At 50.2% G+C, this 15,248-nt stretch carries 18 protein-coding genes; 6 read left to right on the top strand and 12 right to left on the bottom strand.

The window, feature by feature from the left end:
• Positions 1-35 precede the first annotated feature (35 nt).
• The 8 genes from EDM54_RS09865 to cysK form a co-directional block, all read right to left on the bottom strand.
• Positions 36-686 carry a DUF4310 family protein gene (locus tag EDM54_RS09865; protein WP_122958136.1) on the bottom strand — a complete coding sequence of 217 codons (651 nt, stop codon included), beginning with the start codon at positions 684-686 and terminating at the stop codon, positions 36-38.
• Entirely contained in the window at positions 686-1,474 is a 789-nt protein-coding gene (locus tag EDM54_RS09860; protein ID WP_003387715.1) for a DUF4311 domain-containing protein, read from the bottom strand. Before EDM54_RS09860 ends, EDM54_RS09865 begins: the two co-directional genes overlap by 1 nt.
• A gap of 21 nt (positions 1,475-1,495) precedes the next feature.
• Positions 1,496-1,834, bottom strand: a complete 339-nt coding sequence (locus EDM54_RS09855; protein WP_003387716.1) for a DUF4312 family protein — start codon at positions 1,832-1,834, stop codon at positions 1,496-1,498.
• A 3-nt stretch (positions 1,835-1,837) separates the two neighbouring features.
• Positions 1,838-2,200, bottom strand: coding sequence for an SFCGS family glycine-rich protein (locus tag EDM54_RS09850; RefSeq protein WP_039069894.1), 363 nt, complete (start codon positions 2,198-2,200; stop codon positions 1,838-1,840).
• A gap of 41 nt (positions 2,201-2,241) precedes the next feature.
• Entirely contained in the window at positions 2,242-2,607 is a 366-nt protein-coding gene (locus EDM54_RS09845) for a hypothetical protein (protein WP_003387718.1), read from the bottom strand.
• On the bottom strand, positions 2,598-3,737 hold the full coding sequence (locus EDM54_RS09840; protein WP_024983886.1) for an amidohydrolase/deacetylase family metallohydrolase: 1,140 nt from the start codon (positions 3,735-3,737) through the stop codon (positions 2,598-2,600). The genes EDM54_RS09845 and EDM54_RS09840 overlap by 10 nt, the downstream gene beginning before the upstream one ends.
• Positions 3,727-5,667, bottom strand: a complete 1,941-nt coding sequence (locus EDM54_RS09835; protein ID WP_003387720.1) for a BglG family transcription antiterminator — start codon at positions 5,665-5,667, stop codon at positions 3,727-3,729. Before EDM54_RS09835 ends, EDM54_RS09840 begins: the two co-directional genes overlap by 11 nt.
• A gap of 239 nt (positions 5,668-5,906) precedes the next feature.
• Positions 5,907-6,821, bottom strand: a complete 915-nt coding sequence (gene cysK / locus EDM54_RS09830; RefSeq protein ID WP_003387721.1) for a cysteine synthase A — start codon at positions 6,819-6,821, stop codon at positions 5,907-5,909.
• Between the two features lie 282 nt (positions 6,822-7,103).
• On the opposite strand from cysK, the gene EDM54_RS09825 reads away from it, so the two are divergent.
• Entirely contained in the window at positions 7,104-8,216 is a 1,113-nt protein-coding gene (locus EDM54_RS09825; protein ID WP_039069897.1) for a threonine aldolase family protein, read from the top strand.
• Between the two features lie 77 nt (positions 8,217-8,293).
• Here the strand turns inward: EDM54_RS09825 and EDM54_RS09820 are convergent, their stop codons facing one another.
• Positions 8,294-9,262 (bottom strand): hypothetical protein, encoded by a 969-nt coding sequence (locus EDM54_RS09820; protein ID WP_122958135.1) that lies wholly within the window; start codon positions 9,260-9,262, stop codon positions 8,294-8,296.
• A 138-nt stretch (positions 9,263-9,400) separates the two neighbouring features.
• Here EDM54_RS09820 and EDM54_RS09815 point away from each other — a divergent pair, with 138 nt between their 5' ends.
• Positions 9,401-9,736 carry a hypothetical protein gene (locus tag EDM54_RS09815; protein ID WP_003387725.1) on the top strand — a complete coding sequence of 112 codons (336 nt, stop codon included), beginning with the start codon at positions 9,401-9,403 and terminating at the stop codon, positions 9,734-9,736.
• 84 nt (positions 9,737-9,820) lie between these two features.
• Here EDM54_RS09815 and EDM54_RS09810 read toward each other — a convergent pair whose 3' ends face one another.
• Positions 9,821-10,168, bottom strand: a complete 348-nt coding sequence (locus tag EDM54_RS09810; RefSeq protein WP_031932331.1) for a YkgJ family cysteine cluster protein — start codon at positions 10,166-10,168, stop codon at positions 9,821-9,823.
• Between the two features lie 337 nt (positions 10,169-10,505).
• On the opposite strand from EDM54_RS09810, the gene EDM54_RS09805 reads away from it, so the two are divergent.
• Complete coding sequence (locus tag EDM54_RS09805; protein WP_003387727.1) at positions 10,506-11,024, top strand: DUF3231 family protein; 519 nt, start codon at positions 10,506-10,508, stop codon at positions 11,022-11,024.
• A 91-nt stretch (positions 11,025-11,115) separates the two neighbouring features.
• On the top strand, positions 11,116-11,532 hold the full coding sequence (locus EDM54_RS09800) for a DUF2243 domain-containing protein (RefSeq protein ID WP_031932330.1): 417 nt from the start codon (positions 11,116-11,118) through the stop codon (positions 11,530-11,532).
• A gap of 657 nt (positions 11,533-12,189) precedes the next feature.
• Here the strand turns inward: EDM54_RS09800 and EDM54_RS09795 are convergent.
• Both EDM54_RS09795 and EDM54_RS09790 read right to left on the bottom strand, forming a co-directional pair.
• On the bottom strand, positions 12,190-12,852 hold the full coding sequence (locus tag EDM54_RS09795; RefSeq protein WP_122958134.1) for an O-methyltransferase: 663 nt from the start codon (positions 12,850-12,852) through the stop codon (positions 12,190-12,192).
• A 104-nt stretch (positions 12,853-12,956) separates the two neighbouring features.
• Positions 12,957-13,577: a PadR family transcriptional regulator gene (locus EDM54_RS09790; RefSeq protein ID WP_122958133.1), complete on the bottom strand. Its 621-nt coding sequence runs from the start codon at positions 13,575-13,577 to the stop codon at positions 12,957-12,959.
• Positions 13,578-14,071: 494 nt separating this feature from the next.
• Here EDM54_RS09790 and EDM54_RS09785 point away from each other — a divergent pair, with 494 nt between their 5' ends.
• Together EDM54_RS09785 and EDM54_RS09780 are read left to right on the top strand one after the other, a co-directional pair.
• Complete coding sequence (locus tag EDM54_RS09785) at positions 14,072-14,563, top strand: hypothetical protein (RefSeq protein WP_122958132.1); 492 nt, start codon at positions 14,072-14,074, stop codon at positions 14,561-14,563.
• Between the two features lie 175 nt (positions 14,564-14,738).
• A complete protein-coding gene (locus EDM54_RS09780) occupies positions 14,739-15,098 on the top strand; it encodes a hypothetical protein (protein ID WP_003387732.1) in 360 nt (119 codons plus the stop codon).
• Positions 15,099-15,248: the final 150 nt, after the last annotated feature.

Raw genomic sequence — 15,248 nt, 5'->3', positions numbered from 1 at the left:
TCCCGTCCTTCCTGATTCTGTTTCCGACCCCCTGTTTACTGGGTAGGAATGGGGAAAATCGCGCCGAGAACCATCGCTCCGATGATCGCTCCTCCGGCGATCGGCTTATTGAAGTAGTAAAAGATGGCCGCTCCTGCCGTTGCACCGATTCCAACCGGAATGGAGGCCATGATGGCGGAAATGACGATGAGCGGACCGAGATAGCGTCCTGCGGCATTCCCTGCACCCATCATGACATCGGCTCCAAAGGTAGAGTTGACCGAATTGATCGTAAATTTGCGAATCAAAATAATTACCGCTCCAATCGCCAAACCCAATACCGCCCCCGTCGTCAAAGCCAAGGGAAAGGAAATCAGTGGCGCAGTAAACCCGGCACCCAGCATCAGAGCCGGAACGCCGATTCCGATACCTGTTTGCAGAGAACCGCCGATGTCGAGGATGCCGACCAGCGGCCCCTCCAAAATCCGGGCAAACAGAAAGCTTGCGCCAAACGCGGCCGCAGCTCCGTATCCGCCTCCCTTGATACCCGCCTCGAGCATGGCGACAATCGCGATGTCGTTAAAAGCACCTACGTGATAGACGTAATACAGATGAGTACCGGCAAAGATTCCCGACGAGAGGCACGCGACAAAGAGGGCAAACGCCCATTCCGAATACCAAAATCCTTTTGCTTGCAGCTCATTCATTATTTCTTCACCGCCGATCCAAATGTTTCGTGAAGCTCAACCAGCCATTGCGGAATTTCTACTTGCAGACTCTTCAACAAAGCGACATCAAAGGCACGGAAGAAGCCGCTCAGAACAAACAAGAGTGCGACAGCCACGACCATCGTTTTTGTAATTCGGTTCCAGCCGCTGTCGTCCAGCCCTTTTCCGATCAGGATACCGAGCACGATGCCAGGCACGGCGTTGCCCATGACCAGGTGGGACATCCCGCCCAATACGGTGCCCCAGATTCCTGTGCGCTTCCCCGCATCCAAGGCCGCCATCCAGAAAACAATCGGCATGATCGGGTTGATCAGCCAGTTGGCGGCAGGGACCAGCACTTTTGTCGCCACCAGCTGCATCGATTGGGGAATGGCGGTTGCCGTCGAGTTGAGCAGCGTCACAACGACGACACCGACGAGTGCTCCGGCGAACGCCATCCGCTTCGGATTGTGCAGCGTTTCCTCGACGTTTTTGTTTTTCCAAAGAAGGATCGCAGCCGCCCAGTTCGGGATGACCCGGTGATCGACGTCCTGCGTCAGAGCTCCCGCCCCGACCACGGAAGCCCATGAGTTGAACAAGAAGCCAAGTCCGAACGAAAAATGGGAAATCGGATCTCCGGCGCAAGCATTCAGTTCTCCGAACGTGCGAAATGCCCCCATCCCCTGGACGTTCGGCGCGTGAAACATGCGAGCGGCACCCGCCCCCACGCCGAAGCCGACCAATGCGCCAATGACAATCGACTTCAAAACGATGATGATCGTTACCATGAACCTTCCCCCCTTTACTATCTATCGCTGACTTGCCACCTGTCCCAGCCTTGCTGTCTGTTCTGTCTGCGTTTGAAACGGAATGCTTGCCACGTCCACCACACCCAGCCGCACCTGGATATCTACGGTGATGTCGTACCTCGTTCGCGTGCGCGGGAAAAACAGGCCGAACAGACGCTCTTTGTACATGCTCTCTGTTGCTGATACGACCTCGATGCGGACCGGCTCGATACGAACGACGAGATCACTTGTCTGTCTGGCCACGACGTGCTTGATCTGTCCGAAGATCTTGTTAAATGCTCCTTCCTTCGTATCCCCGCTGCCCGTCAGCCGCAAGCTCTCGATCCTCTCTCTGTACATGGCTTACCTCCCCCTCAGCTTTATGCATTCTTCGGTCATTCTTCTGCCGAGTTCCTCTGTATCCATAAAGCCAAAACCGATTACTTTCTTGCCGCTGCGCAGGGCTGTAATTCCCGCGTCCACAGAGCGCAGGCCATATTCGACGGGATAGCCGTACTTTGTCTTGGCCGTCAAAGCGCCTGCTCCTCCGCTGCCGCAAAACGACAAGCCGAGATCGGCCCCTTCCTGCATCATGACATCTCCTACTTTCATGTCAGCCCCTACCCCAGAAATAACAATCGGGATCCCTCCGGCAGCCTCCACACCTTTGGCGATGTTCTGTCCCTTTCCCAAACGATCTCCGATGACGATCTTTACTTTTGTCATCCTTTCAGCCTCCCTTTGTGCAATGGTTTGCAGGTTTGTGTTCATTTCCCCTGGTTTGCTCGTATCGCCTCAAAATGGACAGCGAGCAGAAACACTTCCGTTCCGTCTTCCTGCGAGCACGTTTCCTCGCCAAACAGGACGCGGCTAGACAGCGACAACATTTCTGGGTGAATCTCCTCGAACAATTCCGCTTCGACCTGCGGCAGCTTTTCACCGCTTGCCATCCGGCGGACGAAAGCGAGCAGATGGGCGCAAATGGCCAGCCATCGATCACGCGGTATATCGATTTTTTTCTCCCGCATTTCCGACTCAATCATTCGCATGAGTCGTTTGCATTCTGAATATTCCGACATATTTTCATCTGCTGGTCCTGCTACTTCTCTCACAATCTCCTCAATCATGTGCATGTCAAAACCTTTCCTGATGAAATGACCTGTTGGGCAAACACGGTTTCTTTGGCAAAAATCGTTTCCTGTTCCGAATCGGTCAAAGCGGCGGGCACCTGTTCCTTTTTCAAGATTGTGACATCCGCATGGGCTCCAGGCGCTAGCGTCCCGATCTCCCGCTCAAGCCCCAGAACCTTGGCCGGGGCGGCAGTGCAAGCCGCTACTATGTCATACAAGGTGTAGCCCAGGGCGAGAAATTTGCTCATCGTATGCGTCAGGCTGTGGACAGGACCGTTCAGATTGCGCACATGGACGTCCGTGCTGATGGAGTAAGGGGCGATTCCCAGCGCTTTTGCCTGCTGCATGGTGCGAAAGCTGAAGCTGGCTTCGCCGTGCCCGACATCAAACAGCACTCCTCTGGCGAGAGCGGACTCTGCTTCCGGGATAAGCTGTCCCTGTTCATCCAGGATGCCTCCTTTTTTTCCATGGAACGCGTGCGTTACCACGTCCCCCTTGTCGAGCAGGCCGAGCACATCGGAAAGGGCTGGCGGAGCATTGCCGATGTGGACCATCAGCGGCACCCCGGCCTCTCGGGCAGCCTGCTTTGCCACCACCAAGGGAGCGAGGCCGTTCGCTTTGACCACAGACGCGCTCATCCTCGCCTTGATCCCGCGGATTGACGGCTGCTCGGAAATGAGCGTTACCGCGTCCTTCACTGCCAGTCTGGACATGTCGGACAGTTCGGCTCCGCCTTTGCACAAGCCGTCGCCTGAAATATTGAGAAACGCCAAAACACGTGTGACAGATGGCTCCACCGCCTCCTTCAGGAAAGCGTCGAATGTCCATGCCCCGGCGCTGCCCGCGTCGACCAGTGTGGTCACTCCCTGCTCAATGCCAACGGAATCAGCCCTAACCCCCAGCTGCGTGCTCTCAGGCATGACATGAGCATGCAAGTCGATCAGCCCCGGCGTAACAAAACATCCGGCGGCATCTATCGTTTCCCGCGCCCCAATAGGCTCTTTTGCCTGCCCCTCATCGGCCCTCTCGACGTCGAGGATGCGTCCATCTGAAATGACGATATCATATAATCCATTCAGCTTCTGGGAAGGATCGATCACCCACCCGTTCCGAATCAGCAAATCAGCACTCATCGTCTCCCCCCTCCTTTTTCGCAAGATAACGCAGGATGGCCGTTACTTCACTTTGCGGAACAATGATTCCCGCTTCCTGCATAATTTGGTTGATGCGACTGCGCCAAGCGGAATGCGCTGCGCTCTCTTCCCCGCCATGTACGTCCCATTCGTCATAGGAGGAACCGAATGCCAGCCGGTTTACCATCAGCAGCACATGGAGCACAAGCCCGCTTGCCGTCTGCTCCGTCAGTTGGCTGCGGAAGGCTTCCGTCAGCTTGCAGCTGATCTCGTATCCTTTTACAATCACATCCTGGGAAAGCCTCTCCACCAATGGCAAATCCCGCGGACTTATCTCCGTTGTCTCTATCGGCATCCAGGTATGTGGTGACTTCGCTGAGCTTTTCCTCACTCCGTCTGTTTCCGGCTCCAGCTCGAGCGCTTCCAGACAGGCATGGATGCGGCTGATGTCCTGACGGGTCGGCAGCGGATTCACGATGACCACAGGCACCTCCGTTTTCACTGGCAGCACACTGATGATCACGTCTACTTTGCGAGTAGCCAAATACTTTTCTACCTCCATGGTGGAACAAAGGCCGACGACCCTCAGGGAACGCACTTCGCTCTCCAGATGGGTCTTCAGGAACCGGGACGTCCCTCGCCCCGTACCGCAGACGACAAGCGCACATGCTTTTTTCTTGTCTTGCCAGCGGTCGTAGCCGGCCTGGAAATGCAGAACGAGGTAGGCGATGTCCGCATCCATCAAATAAATCCCGTAGGGCCAGAATACTTCTTCACACGATCGTTTTACCGCATCAAACATGCGCGCGTAGGAACGGCGAATCTCCTCGGTCAACGGATTGGGATAGAGGACGCCTTGCATATACCGGGTCATGCGGTCATTTACATGGGCGAAAAGGTGTTCACTGAGCTCCGGATCATCCCACAGCGGCGTTCGTACCATCTCCCCTACCTTTTTGATCAGCTCCCGGGTCGCCACATAAACGTCCAACGGCTGCCTGCTGGTCCGTCGCTTCAGGTGCACCTGTTCCGCTTCGAGCAGCGGCAGAGAGGAATAGGCAATTTCATGCTCGGGCATTTCCATACCCAAACGCGCGCACATCTCCCGCACTGCCCGCGCGTACAGAGAATAACTGCCCCACCCAGCCGCTTCCGCCATATCTGCCTCGTCCATCGAGACGATTTGCCCTCTCTTGACGCGGTTGACGACCATACACAATCGGATCATGATACTGATCAGCGTCCGATCCGGCAGGCTTTTGTCCAGCTTCGCCACGAATCCCTTGGTTAACCTGATGATTTCATCCAGCTCCGGCGGACTGATGAGCCACCTTTCCAAAAGCGGCCCTGCTCCGGTGCCGGGACCATGCTCCGGCAGGACCCCCTGGACCAAACGATACATGACGCTGCCATCCAGCAAATCATGTGTCAAACACTCGAGGGCATAGCGCTTCTGGCGTTCGCTGCCTTCCACCCGGATACCGTATCTCTGCTTGGAGACCAGCTCCAGGTGCAATCCGTCGAGCAGTTTCTCCGTCTCTTTTACATCGGCGATAACGGTATTGCGGCTCACCCCCACATGATCGGCCAAATCGTTCAGACGCTGGTAGCCGTCGGACAGGAGCAGGATAAACGCCAGATGTTTGGCCCGCTCTTTTTGGTGAAGGATGACGTCCTTGCTGCCGTGCTCATTGAGCTTGTGCCGCAGCTTTTGCAGGACCTCCTCGGCTTCGCTGATCCAGATTCCTTTATTCGGTTGGGAATGAAGAATAATGTTGCGGTCTTTCAGCCATTGCCTGATGTTCTCCAGATCGTATTTGATCGTCCGCTCGCTCACTTGAAAATCGTTTGCAACCTCGCGGATTTTCAGCGGGTTGGAACTGTCCAGGATCACCTTCAAAAGTGCTTGGGAACGCGATGTCAGCAGCATTCTTTTTCTCTTCACCCCCGTTGTGATCGACATTGATCTAACCCGAGTTCATTATATGAAACCGTTTTCTTGCGGTAAAGAACGATTCCTTTCCCCATTGATTGGTGCAATTTTTGCAATAGTCAGCTAAATGTTGGACTAATGGCTCTTTTCCTCTTGGACTAGTGATTTCTCGAACGAACTCCGTGAGCACAGAAAAGCCGCTGAACGACACAGCATCCAGCGGCGATGATTCCGTTTTAGAAAAAATTCATGCTCAAATAGCGTTCCCCCGTATCCGGTGCGATGCAAACCACACGTTTGCCCTCCCCGAGCCAAGCAGCCACCCGGATCGCCGCAAAAACGGCAGCTCCGGCAGACGGTCCCACGAGGATGCCTTCTTTGGAGGCGAGCGCCCGCATGCTCTCCAGCGCGTCTTCATCGGCGATCTGCATGATCTCGTCGTAGATCGCGGTATTCAGGATTTTTGGCACAAAGCCCGGGCTTGTGCCCACCAGCTTGTGCGGTCCCGGCTTTCCACCGGACAGGACAGGCGAGCCTTTTGGTTCCACAACCCCGATATACAGCTGTGGCAGCTTTTCTCTGAGCGCTTCCCCGGTACCCGTGATCGTGCCCCCTGTTCCCGCTGTGGCGATGAAGGCATCCAGCCGTCCTTCCATCTGCTCGTAAATCTCGCGGGCTGTGGTCACACGATGGATATCGGGGTTCGCTTTGTTTTCAAATTGATGGGGAATGAAGCTTCCGGGAATCTCTTTTTGCAGCTCCAACGCTTTGGCGATCGCCCCCGGCATCCGCTGCTCGCTCGGCGTGAGCACGACTTCTGCTCCGTATGCCTTGAGCAGATTGATCCGCTCTTTGGACATATTGTCGGGCATGACGAGGATCGCTTTGTACCCTTTCGCTGCCGCGTTCATGGCCAGTCCGATGCCCGTGTTGCCGCTCGTCGGCTCAATGATCGTGTCTCCCGGCTTGATCAGCCCCTCTGCCTCGGCGGTGGCGATCATGTTGTAGGCAGCCCGGTCCTTCACACTGCGGGAAGGGTTGTACATTTCCAATTTGACAAAAACATCTGCCGCACCCCCGGGCACGATCCGGTTAAGGCGAACCATTGGAGTATTGCCGATACAGTCTGTTATGTGTTGGTAAACGTTCATGAAGACCTCCTGTGTGGGAGCGGATTTTAATGTTTAGTATTACACTAAGAATACTACACTTTAACGATTTGCACGAGATTCTTTTCACCCTCTCCGCTGTTCCCAGCATGATCGTCGATGCGGGAACGACAGCCCCACACTTTCATTCGAGTTAAAGCCCGTTTTCCTCGTCTGGAATGAAACCCTATCTGGCAACAAGCAGACAAAAAGTTATTCCTTTGGATATCCCTCATGTATAATTTTTTCCATAAAGCGATTCCCGTAAAAAGGAGTGGTGCAAATATGAACCCGCACAACCAATTGCTGACGGCCTATAAACAGACCGCTTATCCACTGGTTGGGCATGGAAAAAGAAATCTTCATGTGCTGAAAACTGTCTTGAATGAAATGGACGGGGATATAGAAAGCGATGCGTATGGTACAGGCGCGGTGATCGAAAACTTTCAAAAGAAACTGGCAGACTACTTAGGCAAAGAATCCGCCGTATTTTTTCCGAGCGGTACCATGGCCCAGCAAATTGCCATGCGAATCTGGTGTGAGCAAAAAGGGCTGAATAAGGTGGCCTATCATCCCTTATGCCATCTGGAAATTCATGAAGAAGACGGGTTGAAAAAGTTGCACCAGATCGAACCAGTCCTGCTTGCGGATGAGAACAGATTGATTCGATTGGAAGATGTTCTAACGATGCAGGAGAATATCGCGTGCTTGCTGCTTGAGCTGCCTCAGCGTGAAATTGGCGGGGAATTGCCTGAATATACAGAGCTTGAAGCCATTTCCGCCTATTGCCGCGCAAATGGAATCAAGCTGCATCTGGATGGCGCTCGCCTTTTTGAAATACTGCCTTATTACCAAAAATCGGCCGCTGACCTTTGCCGGCTTTTTGACAGTGTGTATGTTTCTTTTTACAAAGGAATTGGGGGAATTGCAGGAGCCATTCTTGCAGGCGAAGAGGATTTTACAAAGGAAGCAAAGGTGTGGAAGAGACGCCACGGCGGCGATTTAATCAGCCTTTACCCTTATATCGTCAGTGCCGATTATTATTTCGATCAACGATTGCATAGCTTCCAGCAGTATTTCGAGGAAGCGAAAGAGCTCGCTTCGCTCTACAATCAGTGCCACGCCGTCGAAACAAGGCCGCTCGTTCCCGTATCGAATATGTTTCATGTTCATGTTCGTTTGCCAAAAGAGCAGCTTGAGGCCGTATTGCTTTCCATTTATGAGGAAACAGGGGTTGGGCTCACTACACATCTAAAGAAAGTCGACGAGAGATTGTGCTCTTTTGAAGTGTCAATCGGCGATCAGTACGCGCAAGTCCCGAAAACAGCGCTTCGTAAAGCATTTCACATGCTGGATGAGAAAATAAGAGAAATCGTTTTTCGGGAAGGAAAAGATTGATCGCGGTGATAGATGGGCTGCCCCCTTCTGAACCATCCAGTGTTTTTTGGAGGGGGCAGTTGTTTACATTGTATTCCTTATTCCATCTCAAAATCCTCTCGTGCCTCTTCACCCGTCGGGGTTAGCCGATACTGTCCTTTGCGCTCCGGATGCTTCTCGGCCAAGCCTTTTGCAATCAAGGCCTTGAGCGGTTGGTTGACGTAAAGGGAGCCTTTCGTTTCGACGATATGGGGATGCAGTCCCGGCAGTTTCCTAGCAATCCTGGTCGGGGTCTGCCAATCTTTGGTCAAAACAAGCAAAACGCTGAGTTGCTTTTCAGAGAGCGTTACGGCATGTTTTGCGGCATGTTTTTTTGGTACAGCTCCGTTTGCTTTTTGATTTGTCCCTCCCGGAAGGGCTGTCTCCACGTCCCGGAAACGGAAATACAGCTTTCCAGCCTCCTTCTTTCTCTCGCACCACCCCGCTTCATATTCCAGAAGCGCTTTCGCCAGTGATGCACGCGGACTGGCATAATGCGTTTCGCAATGGTCCAGGATTTCCTTGATGCTGCACCAGTCTCCTGCCCTTTTCAAGAAGTGTTTGACCTTGTTGATGGTGATCCGGTACGGAGTGATGTATCCGCCTCCGCTGTGGCCGCCTTTTATCCCGGAAGTCTGGTGATGTTCGGTCAGGGACTGTTGCAAATGAGGGACCGTCCGACGCATGAACCGAGCCTTCCCCTCCGTCCATACAGTTCCATGCTTGCTGACAAAGAGGACCCCGATCCCGTAATCCCGCAGCACCATGTTTACAAACTGCCTGTAGCCATTTTTCCGGTATGGAATGGCGATCCAAATGTAGTTGGCAAACCCGCGCCAGCGAAGTGCCTGATCAAGTAAATCCAGCGAAAGGGATTGCTTCATTTCCACAACGCCGACGAGCGGGCCGCTGGTCACGACGATATCGGCTCGTCCACCGGCCCGGCGGCATTCCACCTCCGGAAAAACCGTAAATCCCCGCTCTTCCATCCATTGCTTGATTGGATCGTATAAATCTGATTCTTTCACGTACTGTTCTCCTTTTCGGGGCTGGCTGTTCCTCCCGATACTCTTCCTGTTTGGCTCCGAACGAAAGGAATGTAATGCAAGCCGTCCGGACAAATTAAGCATGAATGCAAAGTCGAAGAGAAAGGGAGCTGCCGATCCATGACAAAGAAAGATTATGTAGCAAGTATTATCAAAAATATTCAAAAGCACAACGACATTATCCCTTCCCATCTGCAGGAGCTGTTGCAGGAAGTGAGCAGGAATGTAGAGACGGTCTCCTCGCAATCGTTTTTTATGCAGACAAATCACGTCGTGACTGAACCTGCTTCGCAGCGGACCTACAACCCGAACGAGCCCCTCTTTCGATTGTCGGAAGGATATCGTGAGCTTAAGACATTGGCGGAGACGAACAGAGCGTCAAGGCCTGATTTAAAATCGGCAGTTGACCAGCTCGAAGGGCTATTGGGCACCTCCGAGAGCTATTCCCCTGAATAAAGGGGCGTACTCGGATTTTCGGAGACAGGTATTGGTCGTAAATCGGATATTTTATGCGGAGGGCATGCCCTTTTCTTTGGCGTTTTATTGGAAGCTCTTCCAGGTAATATCAATACTCAGGTACCCTACAGGAGCTTCCTTCAGCGTTGCCTTTTCTTTTGTAGCCAGCTCCGGCTTGCGGAAACAGACCAGGTCTTTGTGAAAGCCAAACATACGGCAAATTTCAGGCCGAACAGCATGAATTCCACATTGGTCTTTATCCAGGTCGTAGAAAATGCACGTTCCGAAAAATCTCGGCTGATTTTCTAGCTCTTCGCGGATCTTGCGCGGCATGGATGCAACCTTCTTCTGAATTTTTTTCAATTCTCTCTCCGTTACGGGAACAGGGCCGCAGCATAAACCTTTGCAACCTTGACAAGGCAAAGTATCCATCTAATGTACAACCTTTCTAAATATTCTTGATAGATGTTTCTCCAAGAACATTATGTAAGGTTTTAATCTTTTTGTAAACAAGTCAAATATTTTACAATAACATAAAAAATATTTTTTGTCAAGAACAATCCGAAGGTCAATGGTTTTTACAATCTCCCGATAGGCGGAACTGTGTCCCCTCAAAATATACAACGAACCTGTTATGCCATCTGGTCTATTGTGTAAAATTACCTTCATAACTCTTCGTCCCTAGGCACACCCTAACATCGGGTTAAAAGAACCAGCAAGGAGACCCTACATGGACTTGAAAACTTTAATGAATTCCGGGAGGGCATTAATGGGAATCCTGAGTGGCAATCCACAAGATGAACCGATGCACTATGGTGAAGTGTTTGGAGTATGGAGTTATCTTTCGGCTTCAAAAGGCCTATTGGTGACGTATCAAACGTTTATCAATCACACCGGTGACAAAGATCTAAAAGGTTTTCTTGAAGATCTCACACGGGCGATGCAGCAAGAAATCCAGCAGGTCGAAAACCTGCTGAAAGCAAATGGAGTTGCACCTCCGCCTACCCCAGCCGAGCGTCCAGTCGCATCACTGGAAAGTATTCCGGCGGGTGCACGTTTTAACGATCCTGAAATTGCTGCAGGTGTCGGACATGATCTTGCCGCTGGACTGGTTGCGTGCAGCCAGATCATCGGGCAATGCATTCGGGAAGACATTGCCATGATGTATTCGCAATTCCATTCGGCAAAGGTTCAATTCGGTCAACGGTTGTTGCGGATCAGCAAAGAGAAAGGCTGGTTAGTGCCGCCGCCTCTTCATCTGCAGACACCCGAGCTCGTACATGCTTAGTTTTGTCGATAAGCGCTGCCGCAAGGGCAGTGCTTATCAGCTTTTATCTACGTGAGATGGTTATTGACGATTGAGGGAGGAGGCCCGTTTTTTGAAAACAACATGTATAGGAGCCTTTTTGTTTGGGGTCGGCATGATCGGCATGCTCGATGGGATTGTTTTTCACCAAATACTGCAGTGGCATAGTGTGAACATGCATACGGATCGATTTCACCAGATCATGAGCGACGGCCTTTTTCATTTAATCGTAACGCTATTTATATTCATTTCCGGTGTTTTGCTGTGGAAAGGAGACCCCAAGGTCGGGGCAAGCAAATTTTGGGGCTGTTTCTTAGTAGGGGCTGGCGTATTTAATCTCATCGAAGGAATCACCAACCACCACATCTTGCAGGTCCACCATGTCAAACCGGGACCCAGCCAGCCTCTTTACGACATTTCATACGATCTGTTCGCCTTGCTGCTAGTGGTTATAGGCTGGATATTGCTGCGCCGGAAAAGCGCAGCGTAATTTTTTCGTTGCTGTATTCAAGTCGTACTAATTGTCTGCACACCCGCAACAACCTTCCCGAATGCTCGTCATATATTTTAGGATCATCCCTATTCAAGGAGGGCCCATCTTGTTTTCGTTTCATGCGGCCTTTGTGGCTTTTGGCTTTTGTCATTGGCCCGTGCCTGGTCTTGCGAAGGGCTGGGGTGATTTACCCGTTTTCACCTTTTTCTCTTGCTTCTCTTTCCGGAAGCAGGACTGATTTCATGATTCACCTTTTTAAACCTTTTGAATCATCGGCTTGGGAAGCAAGACTGCGTTGATGATCCAGCTTTAATACTTTTTTGAATTATCGGCTTACGAAAGGATGGTTCTATGTTAATCTTTATCGCTTTCATCGGGGCGATCTTCATCTTGATGTTTCTCAATACAATTGCATACATTGTTCATAAACCCAAAAAATATATACCCCCAGCTATCATTACAGCCATTCTGGGGGCGCTTTTGATTTCCTTCATTCTTTTAGCATTAAAATAGTTAGCATCTGTTGCCATTCATAAAAAAAGTTGCGTTTATTTCTGCAAAGGGGCGACCGGCAATAATCTGAACTTCGTTTTCATATCGTTCGGCAGTGTCCGTGACAGCAAGCAGTCTTCCCCAAATTGCTGCGTCTTTCATTTACTTCACAATTCCAAGAATGAAGCCATCATAGCCTTTACTGCCGACTGTTTGCACTGCCGTCGAATCTATTCGGGTATCTTCGGACAGCAAATCGACGAATTGACGGATACCTTGGACGCTTGCGTCTTCGGGATCGATGACACGCCCCTTGCGAACGACGTTGTCTGCAATAATAACGGTTCCTGATCTTGAATAATTCAACGCCCATTTCAAATAATGGGGGTAGTTTGGTTTATCAGCGTCGATAAAAATAAAATCGAAAGCGGTGAACCCTTTTTCTTTTAGAGTTGGCAGGGTATCAAGGGCTGGGCCGACAATGACTTCCACTTTGTTTTCCAACCCTGCTTTTCTTATATTTTCTTCGGCAACCTTGGCATGATGCTCATCAAGCTCAAGTGTGACCAGACGCCCTCCCTCCGGCAATGCACGTCCAAGCCATATACTGCTGTATCCTCCGAGTGTGCCCAGTTCTAATATATTTTTTGCCCCTGCGAGCTTTGCGAGCAAATAAAGCAATTTGCCTTGATTGGGAGCAACATCTATAGCAGGCAGACCCGCTTCCGTATTTGCTTTTAGGATGGAATCCGGTACGGGATCGGACGTGTGAAGTTTCGTTTTAAAATAAAGATCAATGTCATTCCATTGTTCAGGTGTACTCATCTTTTTCCTCCTTGGATATGTTTCGGCAAGCTTCTTGTTTTCTCAAGTCTTTGTTGGAAAAATATGGATATGTAGGAAGGACGAGGACATCCGATAGCTCCCTGTCAGCCTTTGTCCTTGGTATCGTCATCAGGCGGAGCATCCGATACTTTATTGGGCTCCTCATCCGAAGCCGCGAGCTCATATAGGCTATGGTGAAGATTGATCATGATTTCCTTAAACTGGGATGCCTGTTTCGAGTCAGGGGTTTCCCGTGCCATCCTGGCTGCTTTGACCATCAGGGTAAATACATCTGGCCAATCTTCGATGAGCTTCTTTACATCGCGCTTCTCAATTGCCCGGTGGCTGCCTTGCCAATTCCAACGATCCTTTTCCTGTACCGCCCGGGTTCTTCTCTCCTGAAGATACTCGCCACCCTTATCCGTAATATGATACAGCTTTTTGCCATCTTCCTCGCTCGATACGACAAGCTCCATTTCTTCAAGCAGCTGCAAATTAGGGTAAATGGAACCCGGACTCGGGGAGTATAAACCACCGGTTTTCTCTTCCATCGCCTTAATCAGCTGATATCCGTGCATGGGAGCTTCTGATAGAAGTTCGAGTAAAGCGAATTTGAACTCACCTCGTTCAAAAAAACGCCGCTTACCTTCACCGCTCCCCCCAAAACCACCTCCGGATCCACCATGACGATGTCTCAGGTATGGTTCCGACCGCCCCCCTTCCATGTGTGAACCTCCAAATCCTTTCCATTCATGATTATGTCCCCATCGATTTCGTTGATTACAAAATTTCAACATCGGCACTCCTTATTTGTTTCAATACGATATATCGCGTGACAAGTCGAGTTTAATACGATATATCGTATTGTGTCAACGAGAAATTCGCTAGATGAACCTTTTATTCCCGCTGCCTTTATCCCTCCGTCTATTTTCGATTCATGAAAACTCTCGTCCAATCAAAAGGGGGATTTTGGTAGTACACTACTTTAGATCGTTATAAGGAGGGAAGTTCACTTGAAAAAGAAAAAGTCGAAAAGCAAGGCAATCAAGAAAGCAAATGTTCGCTTGGTGCATTATCCCACTCAAATAACCGGTTGTTTTCGGTGTTGCGGGCGCGGTTGGTGCGGTTGGTGCTGCCCAGAGCAAATTATGTGACCGCATCAGGAAATAACATTTGATTGCCAACAGGCACTCCCTATTCATTCGGGAGTGCCTGTTTTATGAGCTATTTACTATCTTTGGTTTCAAAGAAACGTGCTTCGCTGCAAAAAAATACGTTGTGTCGATCCGCTGCTCATTCACAAATGAGTGAGACAATCCCCCTATTTGTCATACCCATTACTAGAAAAATAGGTAATTCCACTCAACTTCTCCCCAAGCATCAACTGCTCCACGGAATAATCTGTACAAAACAGAAGGAGTGGTGGGGTCAAATGAGTAAATTTTCTTTTACCGGGTCGTTTAGCTATCGGAGCGCTGGTAAAAAGTTTTTACTTTTTGTTCCAAAAGGGGTAAGCGGAACATTCGCAATCTCCAACAACAGCCGGAGATCTTTTGTTCTCATTTTGGATGGCATCAAAGAGTTTTCCGTAAAGCCATATAGCATAGCCAGAATTGGTATTGCATCCCCAGGGTTCCCGACAAGAATTTCCATACAAACTCGCGGAGCAGCCAGAGGATCATTTATCTATCAACAAAACCAACAAAAATAACGAAGCGAATGCAGGATCTGCTGAATAAGCAGATTTTTCTTTTTGCCTCTTGTCATGAGTCGTTTTTCGCCCGTCGGTCAAGAGCCAATTATAAGACGTGCGTGAGAACAGTCCACCCCCCTGCTTGCATCCGAGCATAGTTTACAGAAGTTCAAAATTAGGGAGGAATGGAACAATGCCTCAGACCCAACTTCGTCTGCCGAGACTAACACTTTTTGATGATGAAAACTATCGTGGAAGGAGCAGAGTTTTCCGCGGCAACGTAGCAATCCGCAATGTGGAAAGAATCTTTGATGAACCGGAAAGTTTACGATTTCGTTCAAATGGCAGAGGTGCAACTTTAGTTTTATTCTCAAGAAATAATTTTAAAGGTGCTTTTCGAATCATTCGCGTCAGCAGAAGTATAGCTGATGTCGAAAGAATCATCGGATTCGATTTCGAAGCCAACTCCATCATCATGACAAGCAGACGATTGACACTGCAACAAGTATTAAATATTCGGAGAACCGGAAAACTCCCGAGTGGAATTTTTTAATAGTGGATCATGTAAAACGGTCTATTTAGCATAAGGCGATCTATTAATACCACTCTGTTATGAGTGAAGTGACCTATAAGATGGTCACTTTTTTTAAAGTTTCCATCAAGAGGGGCGCAGTCCAGTCTGCTGATGAAGCAGACTTTTCTA

Origin of the sequence: Brevibacillus borstelensis, from assembly GCF_003710865.1 — a bacterium.
Classification (GTDB): domain Bacteria; phylum Bacillota; class Bacilli; order Brevibacillales; family Brevibacillaceae; genus Brevibacillus; species Brevibacillus borstelensis.
The sequence above is the reverse complement of the archived record's forward strand: the minus strand, read 5'-3'. Positions and strand labels throughout refer to the sequence as shown.

Coding starts and splice junctions, on each gene's coding strand:
- EDM54_RS09865 (WP_122958136.1), bottom strand. CDS start 686: ATGAATGAGCTGCAAGCAAAAGGATTTTGGTATTCGGAATGGGCGTTT.
- EDM54_RS09860 (WP_003387715.1), bottom strand. CDS start 1,474: ATGGTAACGATCATCATCGTTTTGAAGTCGATTGTCATTGGCGCATTG.
- EDM54_RS09855 (WP_003387716.1), bottom strand. CDS start 1,834: ATGTACAGAGAGAGGATCGAGAGCTTGCGGCTGACGGGCAGCGGGGAT.
- EDM54_RS09850 (WP_039069894.1), bottom strand. CDS start 2,200: ATGACAAAAGTAAAGATCGTCATCGGAGATCGTTTGGGAAAGGGACAG.
- EDM54_RS09845 (WP_003387718.1), bottom strand. CDS start 2,607: ATGCACATGATTGAGGAGATTGTGAGAGAAGTAGCAGGACCAGCAGAT.
- EDM54_RS09840 (WP_024983886.1), bottom strand. CDS start 3,737: ATGAGTGCTGATTTGCTGATTCGGAACGGGTGGGTGATCGATCCTTCC.
- EDM54_RS09835 (WP_003387720.1), bottom strand. CDS start 5,667: ATGCTGCTGACATCGCGTTCCCAAGCACTTTTGAAGGTGATCCTGGAC.
- cysK (WP_003387721.1), bottom strand. CDS start 6,821: ATGAACGTTTACCAACACATAACAGACTGTATCGGCAATACTCCAATG.
- EDM54_RS09825 (WP_039069897.1), top strand. CDS start 7,104: ATGAACCCGCACAACCAATTGCTGACGGCCTATAAACAGACCGCTTAT.
- EDM54_RS09815 (WP_003387725.1), top strand. CDS start 9,401: ATGACAAAGAAAGATTATGTAGCAAGTATTATCAAAAATATTCAAAAG.
- EDM54_RS09810 (WP_031932331.1), bottom strand. CDS start 10,168: ATGGATACTTTGCCTTGTCAAGGTTGCAAAGGTTTATGCTGCGGCCCT.
- EDM54_RS09805 (WP_003387727.1), top strand. CDS start 10,506: ATGGGAATCCTGAGTGGCAATCCACAAGATGAACCGATGCACTATGGT.
- EDM54_RS09795 (WP_122958134.1), bottom strand. CDS start 12,852: ATGAGTACACCTGAACAATGGAATGACATTGATCTTTATTTTAAAACG.
- EDM54_RS09790 (WP_122958133.1), bottom strand. CDS start 13,577: ATGGAAGGGGGGCGGTCGGAACCATACCTGAGACATCGTCATGGTGGA.
- EDM54_RS09785 (WP_122958132.1), top strand. CDS start 14,072: ATGAGCTATTTACTATCTTTGGTTTCAAAGAAACGTGCTTCGCTGCAA.
- EDM54_RS09780 (WP_003387732.1), top strand. CDS start 14,739: ATGCCTCAGACCCAACTTCGTCTGCCGAGACTAACACTTTTTGATGAT.